At 71.2% G+C, this 16,169-nt stretch carries 13 protein-coding genes; 11 read left to right on the top strand and 2 right to left on the bottom strand.

Annotation, left to right across the window (positions count from 1 at the left end; translation table 11 throughout):
• Positions 1-462, bottom strand: a 462-nt coding sequence (locus ACFV0Q_RS24375; RefSeq protein WP_385008481.1) for a lamin tail domain-containing protein, incomplete at its 3' end; no start/stop codon positions are given.
• 248 nt (positions 463-710) lie between these two features.
• Here ACFV0Q_RS24375 and ACFV0Q_RS24370 point away from each other — a divergent pair.
• From ACFV0Q_RS24370 to ACFV0Q_RS24360, 3 genes are all read left to right on the top strand, one after another.
• A complete protein-coding gene (locus ACFV0Q_RS24370) occupies positions 711-1,667 on the top strand; it encodes a GlxA family transcriptional regulator (protein WP_385008480.1) in 957 nt (318 codons plus the stop codon).
• A 115-nt stretch (positions 1,668-1,782) separates the two neighbouring features.
• Complete coding sequence (gene gap / locus ACFV0Q_RS24365; RefSeq protein ID WP_385008479.1) at positions 1,783-2,781, top strand: type I glyceraldehyde-3-phosphate dehydrogenase; 999 nt, start codon at positions 1,783-1,785, stop codon at positions 2,779-2,781.
• Positions 2,782-2,887: 106 nt separating this feature from the next.
• On the top strand, positions 2,888-3,466 hold the full coding sequence (locus ACFV0Q_RS24360) for a hypothetical protein (protein ID WP_385008478.1): 579 nt from the start codon (positions 2,888-2,890) through the stop codon (positions 3,464-3,466).
• A gap of 20 nt (positions 3,467-3,486) precedes the next feature.
• On the opposite strand, the gene ACFV0Q_RS24355 is transcribed toward ACFV0Q_RS24360, so the two are convergent.
• Positions 3,487-6,210, bottom strand: coding sequence for an exo-beta-D-glucosaminidase (locus ACFV0Q_RS24355; RefSeq protein ID WP_385008477.1), 2,724 nt, complete (start codon positions 6,208-6,210; stop codon positions 3,487-3,489).
• A 436-nt stretch (positions 6,211-6,646) separates the two neighbouring features.
• Here ACFV0Q_RS24355 and ACFV0Q_RS24350 point away from each other — a divergent pair, with 436 nt between their 5' ends.
• The 8 genes from ACFV0Q_RS24350 to ACFV0Q_RS24315 all read left to right on the top strand — a co-directional run.
• The gene (locus tag ACFV0Q_RS24350; protein WP_385008476.1) at positions 6,647-7,747 is read left to right on the top strand and encodes an Ldh family oxidoreductase; all 1,101 of its coding nucleotides are present in this window, start codon (positions 6,647-6,649) and stop codon (positions 7,745-7,747) included.
• Between the two features lie 67 nt (positions 7,748-7,814).
• Complete coding sequence (locus tag ACFV0Q_RS24345) at positions 7,815-9,002, top strand: LLM class flavin-dependent oxidoreductase (RefSeq protein WP_385008475.1); 1,188 nt, start codon at positions 7,815-7,817, stop codon at positions 9,000-9,002.
• The gene (locus ACFV0Q_RS24340) at positions 8,992-9,609 is read left to right on the top strand and encodes a hypothetical protein (protein ID WP_385008474.1); all 618 of its coding nucleotides are present in this window, start codon (positions 8,992-8,994) and stop codon (positions 9,607-9,609) included. The genes ACFV0Q_RS24345 and ACFV0Q_RS24340 overlap by 11 nt, the downstream gene beginning before the upstream one ends.
• Before the next feature lie 51 nt (positions 9,610-9,660).
• Positions 9,661-10,575 carry an ABC transporter ATP-binding protein gene (locus ACFV0Q_RS24335; RefSeq protein ID WP_385008473.1) on the top strand — a complete coding sequence of 305 codons (915 nt, stop codon included), beginning with the start codon at positions 9,661-9,663 and terminating at the stop codon, positions 10,573-10,575.
• Positions 10,576-10,615: 40 nt separating this feature from the next.
• Positions 10,616-11,320: an ABC transporter permease gene (locus tag ACFV0Q_RS24330; RefSeq protein WP_385008472.1), complete on the top strand. Its 705-nt coding sequence runs from the start codon at positions 10,616-10,618 to the stop codon at positions 11,318-11,320.
• 30 nt (positions 11,321-11,350) lie between these two features.
• Positions 11,351-12,010 carry an acyl carrier protein gene (locus ACFV0Q_RS24325; RefSeq protein WP_385008471.1) on the top strand — a complete coding sequence of 220 codons (660 nt, stop codon included), beginning with the start codon at positions 11,351-11,353 and terminating at the stop codon, positions 12,008-12,010.
• The gene (locus tag ACFV0Q_RS24320) at positions 12,010-12,816 is read left to right on the top strand and encodes an SDR family NAD(P)-dependent oxidoreductase (RefSeq protein ID WP_385008470.1); all 807 of its coding nucleotides are present in this window, start codon (positions 12,010-12,012) and stop codon (positions 12,814-12,816) included. Before ACFV0Q_RS24325 ends, ACFV0Q_RS24320 begins: the two co-directional genes overlap by 1 nt.
• 36 nt (positions 12,817-12,852) lie before the next feature.
• Positions 12,853-16,169 (top strand): beta-ketoacyl synthase N-terminal-like domain-containing protein (locus ACFV0Q_RS24315; RefSeq protein WP_385008469.1); only part of this gene is annotated, 3,317 nt, incomplete at its 3' end.

Raw genomic sequence — 16,169 nt, 5'->3', positions numbered from 1 at the left:
GGACTCGGTGTCGATGACGTTGCCGTGCTTGTCGCGGAGGGTGGCGGTGTCGCGCTTGTCCCAGACCTGACGGCGCAGGCCCTGGTAGAGGTCGCGGTGGGTGTTGCGGCCCTGGCCGGTGTGGACCTTGACGCTGGAGCGGCCGTCCAGCCGGAAGTCGCCGAAGCGGTAGCGGTTGCCCTCGCGGTCGGTGAGGGTGTAGCCCCGCAGGCTGACGGCCTGGCGGCCGGTGTTCTTCACCTCGACCCATTCCCCGTTCAGAGCCTTGTTGGAGCGGTCGTCGCGGCCGGGGCTGTCGTACTGGACGTTGCCGATGACGATCGAGGAGTGCGCGCCGCCGTGGTCGCGTCCGTGGCCGCGCCCGTGGTCGTCGGCGACGGCCGGCAGGGCCGCCGCGCCGAGCAGGGCGCCCGCCGCGAGGAACGCGGTGATGACGCGGCGGGTGGCGAGAGAAGCAGACATGAAGATGACCCCTTCAACAGACAGCCCGGACCGGCCTCGTGAAAGCCGGACGGGTTCCGAACGGTTCTCGGCGTCGTGCCGAGCAGCCATACTCTGACCCCCGAACACGCCGGAAGGCAGCACATTCGCCGCGTTTTACCGAATACGGACATGTCCGTAACTCTCCCGTGTGGTGACGAGCGTCAGTGCCGCGTTGTCCCCGGGCCCGGGACGCGGCCCCCGAACCTCCGCCGCGTACCCTCTGTCCCGTGCCCGCCCCCCGTCTCCACCGTGTCGCCGTCCTCGTGCTCGAAGGCGCCAAGCCCCTCGATGTCGGCATCCCGGCGCAGGTGTTCACGACCCGTGCGAGCATGCCGTACGAGGTGCGGGTGTGCGGCGCGGCGCCCGGGCTCGTCACCGGCGGCGACGGCCTGTCGTACTCCGTCGAGCACGGTCTCGAAGCGCTGGAGTGGGCGGACATCGTCTTCGTCCCCGGCTACCGGTACCCGGACCGCGAAGACCCGCCGCAGGCCGTCGTCGACGCGCTGATCGCCGCACACGACCGGGGCGCACGGCTCGCCGCCATCTCCACGGGAGCCTTCGCGCTCGCCGCGACGGGCCTGCTCGACGGCAAGCGCGCCACGACGCACTGGCACTACGCGCGGGCACTGGCGGCGAAACGCCCGCTGGTCCGCGTGGACGAAAACGTCCTGTTCGTCGACGAGGGCAGCGTGCTGACGTCGGCCGGCGCCGCCTCGGGCATCGACCTGTGCCTGCACATCCTGCGGGGCGACCTCGGGGTGGCCGCGTCCAACCACGCCGCCCGGCGCCTGGTCGCGGCCCCGTACCGCAGTGGCGGCCAGGCGCAGTACGTGCCGCGCAGCGTGCCCGAGGTGCTCGGCGAGCGGTTCGCCGCCACCCGGGAGTGGGCGCTGCACCGGCTCGGGGAGCCCCTCACCCTGGAGGTGCTCGCCCGGCACGCGGCGGTGTCGCCGCGCACGTTCTCGCGGCGCTTCGCCGAGGACACGGGGTACACGCCGATGCAGTGGGTGATGCGGGCCCGCGTCGACATGGCCCGTGAGCTGCTCGAACGCTCGGAGCGCGGCGTCGAGCAGATCGCCGCCGACGTCGGCCTCGGGACCGGCGCGAACCTGCGGCTGCACTTCCAGCGCATCCTCGGCACCACGCCGAGCGAATACCGGCGCACCTTCACCCGGGGCGAATAGCCTGCCGCCCGCGCGCGCCCGTGTGGCGCGATCCTTGCGGACCGTGGCAATCGCGCCTCTGTCACCGGCGGACGCGGCGCGCGAACCTGGTGGCGAACCCGAAAGGACACACCTCATGACTCGCATCGCCATCAACGGATTCGGCCGCATCGGACGCAACGTGCTGCGCGCCCTGCTCGAACGCGACAGCGACCTCGAGGTCGTCGCCGTGAACGACCTCACGGAGCCCGCCACCCTCGCGCGGCTGCTCGCGTACGACACGACGGCGGGCCGGCTCGGCCGGCCGGTGAGCGTCGACGGGAACGCCCTCGTCGTCGACGGCCGTCGCATCACCGTGCTGGCCGAGCGCGAACCGGCGCAGCTGCCGTGGGCCGAGCTCGGTGTCGACATCGTGCTGGAGGCGACCGGCCGCTTCACGTCGGCCAAGGCCGCCCGCGCCCACCTCGACGCGGGCGCGAAGCGGGTACTCGTCAGCGCGCCGGCCGACGGCGCCGACGTCACCCTCGCCTTCGGGGTCAACACCGACGCGTACGACCCGGCCCTGCACACGATCGTCTCGAACGCCTCCTGCACGACCAACGCGCTGGCACCCCTGGCCGCGGTGCTCGACGACCTCGCGGGCATCGAGCACGGCTTCATGACGACGGTGCACGCCTACACGCAGGAGCAGAACCTGCAGGACGGTCCGCACCGCGACGCCCGCCGCGCCCGCGCCGCCGCCGTCAACATCGTGCCGACCACGACGGGCGCCGCCAAGGCGATCGGCCTCGTGCTGCCAAACCTCGAAGGAAAGCTGTCCGGCGACTCGATCCGCGTCCCCGTCCCGGTGGGTTCGATCGTCGAGCTGAACACGACCGTCGCCCGCGACGTGACGCGCGAGGAGGTCCTCGCGGCGTACCGCGCCGCGGCGGACGGGCCGCTCGCCGGCGTACTCGAGTACTCGGACGACCCGCTCGTCTCGTCCGACATCACGGGCAACCCGGCCTCGTCGATCTTCGACTCGGCCCTCACCCGCGTCGACGGCCGCCACATCAAGGTGGTCGCCTGGTACGACAACGAATGGGGCTTCTCGAACCGCGTGATCGACACCCTCGAACTCCTCGCCGCCGGCTGACCCGGAGGCCGGCGGGTGGGCTCAGTACACTGGGTGCAGTGGCCGGCCAACCGTCGGACCGCAGTTGGCGGGTGTCGGAGCCGGCCCTTTCCCGAGGAGAGAACCGGTGTCAGCGCAGCTGCCGATACGTCGTGCCCGGGCCACCGTCGTGTGTGCCGTGGTCCTGCCCGTGGCGTTGCTCGCGCTGCAACTGGGGCCCGTGGCCCAGGCGTACGGGGCCGGCAGCGCGGGGGTGCGTGTGGCGGGCGGTCGGGGCGTGTCCGAGAAGGTGGCGGTCACCGAGGGGCAGGTCCGGGAGGCCGCGCCCGGGGGCGTGATCGTCTATCCGAGTGTCACCAGCTGTCTCACCGTCACCGTGCGGTTGGGGGACGGCGGGCTGGTCGGTGGCCATGCCAGCCTGTTCCAGGTGCCCGGCGAGCTGCGGTCCGACGGGATTCTGACCGCGGTCAAGGACCGCGTCGGCGACCGGCCCGTGACGGCGGTTCAGGTCAAGGGGGCCGTCGGGGCGTGGCATCCGAGCTACTTCGTGAAGGCGATCGAGGGTTACGGCGACGGGGAGCAGGTGCCGGTCCCGGCCGGCCAGGACCTCGACGGCCTGGCAGAGGCGGTGGCGCTGGGACTCGGGGTGCCCCGCGGCCTGGTCACCGTCGAGGACGTTCCCGACGGGGACCAGGTCGTCGGCTGACGACGGCCCTCGTGCCGGTGTCAGCCGGCCGGGACCGTCAGCGTCGGCGTGTTCCATCCGGAGACGCGCAGCCGCGGCGCCGATCCGTGCAGATCGGCGGTCCTGTACGTCGCCGTCAGGGTCGCCGATTCACCCGGCCAGAGGCTGATCTGGTTGTCGCTCCACCGGACGGGCAGTACGGGCTTGCCCTGCGCGCCCACCAGGTGGACGTCGGTGAGCAGGGCCGGGGTGTTGCCGGTGCCCGTGTGGCGTACGGTCACCGTCGTCGTGGAGGTGCCCGTACCGTCTCCTGCCGTCGTCGCGGCCGTTGCGGTGACCCTCGTCCGCGCCATGGCGTTCAGGCCGCTCAGATCGGCGTAGTCGGTGGTGGGCGTGTAGTACCAGTCGGTGTCCGAGTAGTCGAGCACGTCCGGCTCGGTGGACAGCCAGTAGACGTTGCGGCTCACCTCCCGCCCGGCGGCGTCGGTGAGGAGCAGCCGGGCCAGGTAGGTGGTGGACAGGTCGTCGACCGACGCGGGGACGGTGAGCGCGGTGCCGCTCGCGCCTCCGCCTTCGACGCTCAGGCCGGTCACCGTCCGGTCGTAGCGCTGCGTGCCGTCCGTGTCGAAGAGCGTCACCCGCGCTGTCAGCCCGGAGGCCCGGGCCGTGCGGTTGTTGACGACCGACACCGCGTGGTTGTCGTACCCGTACTGGATGTGCAGCGGCTCGTTCGCCTTCTTCGCGCCGAAGTAGGCCCCGCCCTGGTCGAGGTACCGGTCCAGCAGCTGCCACTGGAGCGAGGTCCAGCCGCTGTTGAACATCCAGTAGACGACGCCGGTCGACGGCTCGGACGTGTCCTTCGCGTTGCGGCCGTACGCCTCGAACTGCGCGCGCACGTTCTCGTACTGGGCCAGCTGCGCCTTGCGTACGTAGTCCTCCAAGCCGGTCGGGCGCCCGTAGCGGTTCGACAGCGCGGCGTCGTAGAGCTTGAGCGTCGCGAAGGTGGCCGACGGGGAGCGGTGGTACTGGGCGGCGGAGGGGTCCTTCCACAGGGTTTCCAGCTCGGCCGGGGACATCATGCGGCGCAGCGTGTCGAGGGTCGGGATGTCCGGTCCGGCGCTGGTCTCGGAGTTGAAGCCGGTGGCGCCGCCTTCCTGCTTCGTGTACCAGTAGCGGGGCGGGACCCAGTCGTACGGGCCGGTCATCTTCATCCCGGAGTATCCGGAGATCGGCGCGGAGGCGTTGGAGGCCGCGGGGATCACCGGGGTCGTCCAGTCGGCGCCCTTCAGCGCGTCGAGGTACCCCTGTTCGATCGTCCGGCTCGGTGCGAAGTCGCTGCCGATCAGGAAGGAGATGACGCTGGGGTGGTGGCGCAGCCGGGCCGCTTCGGCCGCCATGGAAGCCTTGGCCACCGGGTAGTCGGAGTCCTCCCACTTCTCTCCGGCCTCGGTGCCGTTGACGTCCCCTTCCCACTTGCCGCAGCACTCCCAGCCGGGGAGCGTGAGGATTCCGTAGCGGTCGGCGAGGTCGAAGAACTCGTCGGGCTCGATGTGCCCTTCCAGGCGCAGGGTGTTCAGACCGAGGTCGAGGGCGTACTTCAGTCGGTCCTCGACGTAGGTGGGGTCCCAGCGCAGGAACTCGTCGGGGGACCAGCCGCCGCCCTTGATCAGCAGCGGGCGGCCGTTGACGGCGTACTGGCGTGCGCCGTCGGCGTTGAGCGGCGCCCGTACGTCGCGGATCCCGAAGGAGTCGTGGGCGGTGTCCGAGGGTGTGCCGTTCACCGTCGCGGTCAGGTCGAGCTCGTACAGCGGCTGTTCGCCCATGGTGGCGGGCCACCACACGCGGGGCGAAGCCAGCCGGAGTCCGGGGTGGTCGGCGGGGGAGAAGACCACCGTCCTGGTCTCGTGGGGGGCCAGGGTGACGGCCTGGCTGACGGCGGCCGGACCCGCGGTGCCGGACACGGTCGTGGTGACGGTGGCCGGTGAGTCGTTGCGTACCCGGGCCTTGACGGTCAGGTCCGCCGAGGACATCGACGGCATGGCCAGGGCGGTCACCACGTGCGCGTCGCGCAGGGCGACCGGCCCGCCGCGGCGCACCGTGACGTCGCGGACGATGCCCATGTTCTCGTCGGGCGGCGGCTGCAGCCAGTCGAGCCAGCCCATCGTGAGCCGCTTGCGCGGATCGTTGGGCTGGATCCGGAAGGCGACCGTATTGGTTCCCGCCTTGACCAGGTCGGTGATGTCCAGCTCGTGCCGGGTGTACGCGCCGGCGACCGTGCTCGCGGTGGCGACCTGGCGGCCGTTGACGAAGACGTCGGCGGCGGAGATCACCCCGCTGAAGTCCAGGTGGGTACGGGCTGTCGTGTCGGTGATGTCGACATCGGACCGGTACCACCAGGGCACGGCGAAGTCCGCGGCCGGGACCTGTTTCAGGTTGGTGGAGTAGAAGGGGTCCGGATGGGCGCCGGCGGCGAGCAGCGCCGCGAGGACGGTGGAGCGGGAGCCGGCCGGATACCAGCCGGTCGCGGGGTAGCCCGGGCTGGAGACCGCGGCGGCCGGGTCCGCGACCTTCGCCGTCGACTGGATCGCGTACCCGGACAGGACCGTCGAGCTCCCCGGGGCCGCCTCGATCGTGGTCGCAGGCGGCCCGGGAGGCGCCTGCGGAGCGGGAGGCACACGGGAAGTGGCGGCCGTCAGGGTGAGGATCAGGCCGACGGCGGCCAGGACGGCGGTCCTTCCGCGGACGGGGGTGAGGCGGTGGAACATGGGGGTCCTCCCGCGGGAACGGGGTCGGGATTCCGCGCGGTGCGGAGTCTGCCACGGCGGAGCCCACGCGCGACGGCGACAGCCCGTGGCCCGCGCGTCCGCGTACGCGGCATCCGCCACCCGGGTCGGAACGGGGCGTCCGGGGAGCTGGGAAGGGCGGCGTCCGGCCGATCGGGGGCCGCTCAGCGGGCGGCGACTTTCAGCCACTCCATGGCGTCTGGTTTCGGCTGTCGCGGCCGTGGCCCGCTCCGGAGGACTACGGTGCGCGGTCATGCCGCCCGTCCTTCACGGGCGAGTATGACCCTGGGTAGCAGATTCCCGGAGGTTTCGGCTCGGGCGGCAGCAACAGGACGCAACGACCGCCTCTTCGGCCACCTTTGAATCGCGCGGTTGTGCAGAACTTTCGGACATGTGACCATCGTGATCAGTAAAAACATTGGATGACGACGCATGGACGAATGGGTGTGCAGCAGGGGTTAGGGGCTCTGAAATTGCGAGACTTCGATACTTTCGAAGAACCGCCCGTGAACGATTCGACGGAAGAATGAAGATCCGGATCGCGGATGTGCGCGATCTGATGACGGAAACCTGTCGCCGCGCCGGAGTGCCGGCGCAATCCGTGGACCTCGTCGTCGACCACTACCTCCTGGGCGAGACGCAGGGCAAACATTCGCACGGTGTGGCCAAATTCTGCTTCGAATCGCAGTTCTTCGGCGAGCGGCAGGGCCCACCCGTGACGGTGCGCGAGCACGGTGCGCTCGCCGTCATCGACGCACGGCGCGAGATCGGGCCGGTGGCCGCGGACCACGCGGTGCGGGTCGCGGCGGAGCGGGCCCGGACCTGGGGTGCCGGCATCGTCGGCATGATCAACACCCAGCGCTACGGAGTTCTGTCCCCTTGGACGGAACAGCTGGCCAGAGCCGGTTTCCTGGGGATCGTCATGAATACCTCCCGGGCCGACAGCACGGTCGGCGGAGCCCGGACGCCCTTCCTCGGGGTCAACCCGATCAGCTACGCCGTCCCGACCGGCGGCGAGCCGCTGGTGGTCGACATGTCCACCACGGAGTCACCCATGGGCGTGCTGTGGGAGACCCGCCGCGCCGGAGGCACCCTGCCCGGCGGAGCCTTCGTGGACGGCGCCGGAGCGTTCACCACGGATCCGCACGAAGCCGTTTCGGCCATGGTGTTCGGCGGTCACAAGGGGTTCTCCCTCTCCCTGCTGATCCAGATCATCACCGGTTCCCTGTTCGGATTTCCCATGGGGGCCGAAGTCGATTCGACATGGAACACCGGGTACGCGTTCATCGCCGTCGATCCGTCCTTCGGCGGGGCTCTCGACGATTTCCCGAAGGGCAACGCGAAGTTGGTCCAGGCCATGGAGGACGTCGCCACGCGCGACGGTCTGCCGCTGCGGATTCCCGGACACCGCAGCCGCGCACACCGCCAGGCGGTCCTGTCATCGGGTGAATTGAGCATCGACGAATCCGTCTACCGAAGACTCGAGGCGCGCGCCGCGGGAGATTTCACGCACGAGTGACCTGCTGCGGCTGCGCACGATCGACTTCCTTCGAATCGGATATCCCTCCTTCCTTTCCTGGAGTGCGATGACGAAGCAATCAGCAGCCACGTTCCACTGGTTCCTGCCCACGGCGAGTGACGGACGCTCCCTCACCGTCGGCACCCACGGCACGCACGGCTCCGCCGCCGGAAGCGACACCGCACCCGAGGCCGGAGCCGACCGGTTCCGGGCGCCCGACATCGGCTACCTCACCCAGGTCGCCCAGGCCGCCGAGCGCCAGGGCTTCGACGGGATCCTCACGCCCACCGGCACCTGGTGCGAGGACGCCTGGCTGGTTTCCGCGGCGCTGGCCCGGGAGACCGAGCGGCTCAGATTCCTGGTCGCCTTCCGGCCGGGGTTCATCTCTCCCACCCTCACCGCCCAGATGGCCACCACCTTCCAGCGGCTCTCCGGCGGACGGCTCCTGCTGAACGTGGTCACCGGCGGGGAACAGGAGGAGCAGGCCCGCTTCGGCGACCACCTCTCCAAGGAACAGCGGTACGCGCGCACGGCGGAGTTCCTCACCGTGCTGCGCGGCTCCTGGAGCGGAGTCCCCTTCGACTTCAGCGGTGAGTACTACGACGTCCGCGGCGCCACCGTCGCCGCGCCGCCGGACCCGGCGCCCGGGGTGTACTTCGGCGGATCGTCGCAGGCCGCCGGGACCGTCGCCGCCCGGCACGTGGACACGTACCTCACCTGGGGCGAACCGCCGGCGCAGGTGGCGGAGAAGATCGGCCGGATCCGGAAGCTCGCGGCCGAGGAAGGCCGGACGCTGCGCTTCGGCATCCGCTTCCACGTCGTGACCCGCGACACCGCCGCGGAGGCGTGGGCCGCCGCCGACCGGCTGCTCCACGGCCTCGATCCGGCGCACGTCGGCCAGGTGCAGAACGTCCTCGCCGCGAGCGAGTCCACCGGTCAGGCCCGGATGCGCGCCCTGCACGAAGGTTTCCGCAGCGGATGGCGCCGCAGCGACCTGGAGATCTACCCGAACGTCTGGGCCGGTGTGGGTCTGCTGCGCGGCGGTGCCGGAACCGCCCTGGTGGGCAGCCACACCGAGGTGGCGGACCGTATCGGCGAGTACGCGGACCTGGGCATCGAGGAGTTCATCCTTTCGGGCTTCCCGCACCTGGAGGAGGCGTACTGGGTGGGCGAGGGAGTGCTCCCGGAACTGCGCCGCCGGGGACTCGCGGCGCCCCTCGCGGCCACACGCGGAACGAGGGGACATGACCGCTGAATCCACGCTCCCGACCTTCTGCGGGACCGGCTCCGGCCTCTTGCTCTCGGTGGTGGACCTGATCCACCAGAACGTCCCGAAGAGCGTCTGGGACATGGACCGGCTCCGGAAGTCCTTCGGCAACCGGACGGTGCCGATGATCCTCGCCGACGGTGACGCCATGGCCTTCGGGCCCTGTCCCGACCGGACGCTGGTGGCCACGGCGGTCCTCGGGCACCACGGCATCCGGCCTACCATCGTCTACCACGAACGCAGGGTCCCGGGCTTCGGACCGTCGACGGCACACATCGCGATGGAGATCGAACTCGCGCACCGCACGTGGATGATGGATTTCGGCAGCCGGGAGAGCCGGCTGATCGAGGGAGGCTATTACTACAACCCCGAGGTCGAGGAGACGCTCGCCCTCGAACGGTTCGATCTGACGGCCATGGACATCGACCTGATGGACATCACCCCCAACCAGATCTTCGGGCTGGTGGCCACCGAGAACATGGACATGGACCTCAAGTTCGAGCACTACGCGAAACAGGCACGGAAATACAGCGGACAGATCCTCGAGGACCGCCTGGCCCTCGACAAGAGCCACAGCGTCTACTACGAGCTGTGACCTCCGGACGGCCGCACCGCCGCTGTCGCACGCTGACGGAAAGAGAACCAATTGACCGACGTCGCCTACGAGATCGAACACCTCGTCAAGATCTACCCGCACCAGACCGAACCCGCCACCGACGACGTATCGCTCGACATCCGCACCGGTGAGGTCTTCGGAATCCTCGGGGACAACGGAGCCGGAAAGACCACGCTCGTACGGCAGATGGTCAACCTGCTGCGCTCGACATCGGGCGAGATCCGGCTGTTCGGCCGGCCCGTCGCCCAGAATCCGCTCCACGTGAGCCGGTCCGTGGCCTTCATGCCACAGAGCAGCGGCGCGCTCAACCGGCTCAAGGTCGGCGAAGCCATCTACTTCGCGGCGCACCTGCGCGGCATGACCCGCCAGGACGCACGCCGCGAACGGGACGCCATGATCGACACCTGGCAGTTGGGGAAGGTCCGGGACAAGTCCAGCTCACGGCTCTCCGGCGGCCAGCAGCGGCTGCTCCAGCTCGCCCTCGCCATGGCCGGGCGGCTGCCCGTCGCCGTGCTGGACGAGCCGACCAACGACCTCGATCCGGTCAACCGCAAACACGTCTGGGAGGTGCTGAAGACGTTCAACGCCGAATACGGCACGACCATCCTCTTCATCACCCACGACGCGATCGAGGCGGAACGGATCGTGCACCGCGTCGGCATCATGCGGCAGGGACGGTTCCTCGTCACCGGCCAGCCCGCCCAGCTCAAACGCGAACTGCTGGACCACATGCGGCTCGAAGTGTGGCTGGCCCCCGGCGAGGCGCCCCGGTTCCCGCCCGACATCGCGCAGCACTGGAAATCGGACGACAACGTCGTCCTGTCCGTCCCCCGCGACCGGGCGCCTGCCCTCCTGTCCGAACTGCGGCTGCACGAATCCGTCGACTACCGGCTCTACTCGGCGACCCTGGAAGACTTGTACCTTCACTATGCGACTTCAGACTGAACGACCCGCAATGGCGGCCCAGTTCGCCGACCTCTGGCTCATGCAGCTCTCCAATTGGCGCTGGTCCTGGCGGGCCATGGTGGTCACCGGAATCTTCGCCCCGATGATGAGCATCGTCGCCCTCGGCGCATTCGCCCAGGGACGCGGCCAGGAAGCACTGACCTACGTACTCACCGGCAGCATCCTGCTGTCGCTCATGTTCGAGAACCAGAACAAGGTGGCGCAGAACTTCGCCTTCATGAAGGCGATGGGCACACTGGACTTCCTGGCCACCCTGCCGGTACGCCGCTACATGGTCATCCTGGCGACCGTCCTGGCCTTCTTCGTCCTCTCCGCCCCCGCCCTCGTCCTCACCCTGCTGTTCGGGTCCGCGCTGCTCGGCGTGCACCTCTCGGTGAGCTGGCTGGTCCTCGCCGTGGTCCCGCTCTGCGTGCTGCCCCTCGCGGGGATCGGAGCGGTCATCGGCGTGCTGTCCCGGACCCAGGAGGAGTCGAGCTCCTTCACGCTGCTCGTGACGATGCTCCTGCTGTTCTTCGGACCCGTGATCATCCCGGCCAGCCGACTTCCGGACTGGCTGCTGACGATCAGCCACGTCAGCCCGACCACGTACGCGGCCTCGGCGCTGCGGCAGGTCCTCGTGGGCCCGGTGACCGGCCGCCTGTGGACCGACCTGCTCGTCCTCGCGGGACTCACCGGACTCACCCTGTGGTTCGCGGGCTCGCGCATGCAGTGGAAGGCCAACTAGAGGACCACATCCACACGATGGGAGGGCCCCGTGCCCGAAGTACGGATACACGACCGTGTCTCGGCTTCCACCCAGCTCGCCTGGAAAGTGCTGTTCGGCGAGGAGCTGCTGCGCTCCGCCGACGAGGAACTGCTCAGCTCGGTGCAGGAGAATCCGGAGCCCTGGGGGCGGCTGCTCCTCGACGCCTGGACCGCGTACGCCGCGATCGGCGGCCCCGGGGCCCTGCGTACGGGGCCCGCCGCTCCGGCGGGTGCCGCCACCGCCACCGCGGCCACGGCGGTCGAAGCGGAGCCGGCACGCGAGGCCGTTCGGATTCCGGCCCCGGTGGTCGAAGCGGAGCCGGCTCCCGAGGCCGTTCGCACCCCGGCCGCGGCGGTCGACTTCTTCGACCCCGACGAGCACGAAGCGCCCGCCCCGGCGTCAGCCGGGGCCTCGGCCGCCGAGATCCGCGCCCGCCTGGTGGAACTGGTCTCGGAGGTGAGCGGCTACCCGCCCGAGGTCTTCGAGGACCACCTCGACCTGGAGGTCGACCTCGGCATCGACTCGATCAAACAGGTGGAGACGCTCGGCCGGGTCCGCGAGGAGTACGGCCTGCCCATGGACGAGGACTTCGTCATGCGGGACTACGCCACCATCGGCAAGATGGCCGACTACATCGCGGGCCGGCTGGCGACGGAAGCATGGACGTGATGCGGGAGGACTTACCCGGATACCGGGACAAGGTCGTTCTGGTCGTCGGCAGCAGCCGGGGCCTGGGACGGCGGGTGGCCGAGCTCATGGCGGGCCAGGGGGCCCGGGTCGTCGTCAACTCCGCCTCGACCGCCGTGGACGGCCGGATCGTCGCCCGCGCCATCAAGGGCGCCGGGGGACAGGCCTCGTACATCTGCGCCGACGTGTCCGACGAGGAGCAGGTCGCCGCCATGGCCGGGCTGGTGCGGGAGAAGTTCGGCCGCCTGGACGTCGTGGTCCACTGTGCCGCCGGCGGGTCGGAGGCGCGGGTCATCGACGCGACCCTGCCCATGTTCGAGCGGACCTTCAGCGTCAACTCGTACTCCCTGGTCACCCTGGCACGGCACCTGTCGCCCCTGATGCCCGCGGGCTCCCGCTTCCTCTACATGAGCAGCGTGGGCGCCATCCGCGCCTCGCACGGCTACGGCGTGGTCGGCGCGGCGAAGGCCGCGAGCGAAGCCCTCGTACGGTCCCTCGCGCTCGAACTGGCCCCGTCGGGGATCACCGTGAACGGACTGCGCACGACCGCCTTCCCGAGCCTCTCCCTGCGCTACTTCTCCGGCGGTGGTGACTGGCTGGAGCTGTGCGACCGGGAGGCCCCGCTGGGGCCGCCGCCGCCCGAGAAGATTGCAGAAACGATTCTTCTCCTCTGTTCCGGCGGCGCGGACTACCTCACCGGACAGGTCCTCAACCTCGACGGCGGCTGGCTGACCTCCGTACAGCGCACCGTCCCGTCCGGCGCCGGGCCGGGCCCGGCCGCGCACTGACCCGACCCACATCCCCCCAGCCTCGGAGTGGAGAGAATGCAATTCGAACCGATGGCGATCGTGGCCGCGGACTGCAGGCTTCCGGGAGCCGCCCGCCTGGAGGACTTCTACGGGAACAACGAGCGCGCGGCCTGCTCCATCAGAGCGGCCGACGAAGCCTTCTGGGACGGCTGCGAGGTCTACGACAAGGACGCCGGCGGCCACACGAACACCTCCTCCACCAACCTCGGGGGCTTCCTCGACCCCTGGCGGCTCGACCCCGGCGCGTTCCGGATCGCGCCGCGCGTGATCGAGCGGATGGACCCGGTCCACGCCCTCGGCATGGAACTGGCGCACCGGGTCCTCGGCCGGGCCGAGGAGAGCGGACCCCTGCCGAAGGACGACACCGCCGTCATCGTGGCCAACGTGGCCGGCGGTTCCACGAGCCGGGTCAACGCCAACATGAAGGTGCAGACGGAGCGCTGGGCGGCGGCCGTGCGCCGCCGCCACCCCGGCCTGGCCGAGGTGCTCGACGAGACCCAGGAGCGGGAACGCCTCCGCTACGCCGACAAGCGCGAGGACCTCGCGCTCAACGGGGAGTCCGGGACGATCGGCGGGCGCATCGCGAACTGCTTCGGCCTGCGCGGCACCCACTACGGCATCGACGCCGCCTGCGGCAGCTCGCTGGCTGCCGTGCACTCCGCCTGCATGGGCCTGCACCAGGGCGAGTTCGACGCTGTACTGGTGACCGCCGTGGGGATCCTCACCCCGGACCTCTTCGTCGTGAACAGCGCGGCACGGACCCTGTCCTCGAAGGGCTCCTTCCCCTTCGGCTCCGCCGCCGACGGCCTGGTGCCAGGCGAGGGCGGCGTGGCACTCGTGCTGATGCGGCTCGGCGACGCCCGACGCGACGGCCGGCCGGTGCTCGGTGTGATCCGCGGCATCGGCCACAGCACCAACGGCCGCACCACCTCGACCTGGGCGCCGAGCGCAGACGCGGAGGAACGCGCCATCCGCGGCGCCTTCGACGGCATGCCCTTCGGCATGGCGGACGTCGACTACGTGGAGGCCCACGGCACCTCCACCCAGGCCGGTGACGGAGCCGAACTGGAGGCGATGGCCCGTACGTACGGCTCGGTGCCGCGCCCGCGGCCCGTGCCCTTCGGCTCCGCGAAGAGCCTGATCGGACACACCGTCGAGAGCGCCGGCCTCGTCGGGATCCTGCGCGGGCTGTTCCTCTTCGGGTCCGGCCGGCTGCCCCCGACCGCGAACGTGGACGCACTGCGCCCGGAAGCCGCCGCGGTGGCCGACCGCCTCACGCTCCAGCGCTCGGCCGCGCCCCTCGCCCGCGTACCGGGCCGGCCGTGGCGGATCGGCGTGAGCGCCTTCGGGTACGGGGGCATCAACTACCACCTGCTCCTGGAACAGCCCGGGGACCAGGGCGCCGCCCCGCCCCGGACCCGGTCGGCCCGCCGCCCCGAGCGCGTGCCGGTGGCCGTCACCGCCCTGGAGACGGTCCAGCCCGACGCGGCGGACGCGGAGACCTTCTGGCGCAACCTGCGGACCGGGCTCGCCAGCCGGGAGGACCTCAGGCGGAGGCTGCCCAGCCTCGATCTGGACCTCGCCGACGCCGGTCTCAAACGCCAGTCCGGCCACCTGCGCAACGCCGCCCTCGCCGAGGTGCCGTCCCGCGTCGACCACGCCCGCTTCCGCGTCCTGCCCAAGCAGGTGCCCGACCTCACCGACGAGTACCTCGTCCTGCTCTCCTGCGCCGCCAACCTCGCCGCCGCCGTCGAGCGCGCCGCGGCCTCGGTCGACCCCGGCCGCGCGGGCTGCATCGTCGGCCAACTCCCCGACTCCGACCGCGAGTTCGAGCTGATGCAGTCCCTGCGGTTCATGCCCTGGCTGCGCCGGCTGCGCGGTCTGGCCCGGGCCCGCGGCATCGAGGCCCCCTGGCGGGCGCTGCGCGACGAGCTGTGGAGCGACCCGGACCTCGCCCTGCGCGCGGTCAACCAGGACACCTCGGTCGCCGGGTACGGCTCCACCCTGGCCTCCTCGCTGGCCAGTTCCTTCGATCTGCGGGGCAAGAGCTACACGGTGCGCGCCGCCTGCGCCACCGGCCTCGCGGCCCTGTCCCTCTCGGTGCAGGAACTGCGCCAGCACACGCTGGACTTCGTGCTGTGCGGAGCCGTCGGCATGGGCGTCGGCCTGGTCAACCACTCGGCCCTCGCGGCGATCCGGGCCCTGAGCGGGACCGGCGAGGGACACCCGTACGACGACCGGGGCGACGGGTTCATCATGGGCGGCGGCGCCGGACTGCTGTGCCTCAAGCGGCTGGACGACGCCGAACGCGACGGGGACCCGGTCCTGGCCGTCGTACGGGAGGTGCGCGGCGGCAGCGACGGCAAGGGGCGCAGCCTGCTGGCCCCCAACGCGGAAGGCCGCCGGCTGGCGATGGAGCGCACCTACCGCGGGGCCGGCCTGGACCCGGCCGGCGTCGGCTACGTGGAGGGCCACGGCGCCGCGACGGCGCTCGGGGACAGCTCGGAGGTGGAGGCGCTGTCACAGGCCCTGGCCAACACGGGGACGGTCTACCTCGGAAGCGTGAAGGGCAACGTCGGCCACCAGAAGGCGGCCGCGGGCATGACCTCGGTGATCAAGACGGTGCTCTGCCTGCGGAACGGTGAACTCGTGCCCACCCCCGGCTTCGGGAAGCCGCACGGCGCGCTGGAACTGGAGCGCAGGCGCTTCCGGGTCCTCACCGAGGCCACGCCCTGGCCCGCTCCGCCCGGCGGGGAGCCGCGCCGGGCCGCCGTGAACGCCTTCGGCCTGGGCGGGATCAACTACCACGCCGTGCTGGAGGAGTACCTGCCGTCCCGCGACGGCGTACGGATCGAAGCCCGGGCCGTGGTGCGGGGCTCGGAGCCGGCCCTCTGGACCGCGCCCGGAGCCGCCGAGATGCTCCGCGCGCTGGCCGCCTTCGCCGAGCACGGCGAGGCTCCGCCGCCTCCCGACCCGGGGCACGCGTACCGCGTCGCGATCGACGTGGGCGCCGGCCCGGATGCCGGGCAGGTGCTGCGCGGCCGGGTCCGGCGGTACCTGTCCACCGGCCCCGGGAAGCTGACGCCCGGGCAGTGGGACGCCATGGGCGTGTACACCGGCCGCACGGACCTCGCCCCCGGCCGGGTCTGCCGGCTCTATCCCGGCCAGGGCAGCCAGTACGCGGGGATGCTGCGGGAAGCCGCCCCGGCACTGGCGGGCGCGCGGGACCGGGTCCGCGCGGCCGCCGAGGCACTGGCCGGGCCGCTGCCCGGGCTGTGGGAGGACTTCTGGCGCTCCGACCCCGGAGCGGCCGGGCGGTGGCTGTCGCGGAC

It is taken from the genome of Streptomyces sp. NPDC059564 (genome assembly GCF_042735575.1).
Lineage (GTDB): Bacteria > Actinomycetota > Actinomycetes > Streptomycetales > Streptomycetaceae > Streptomyces.
Note: the sequence above shows the minus strand (reverse complement) of the source record. Positions and strands in the feature narration are given on the sequence as shown.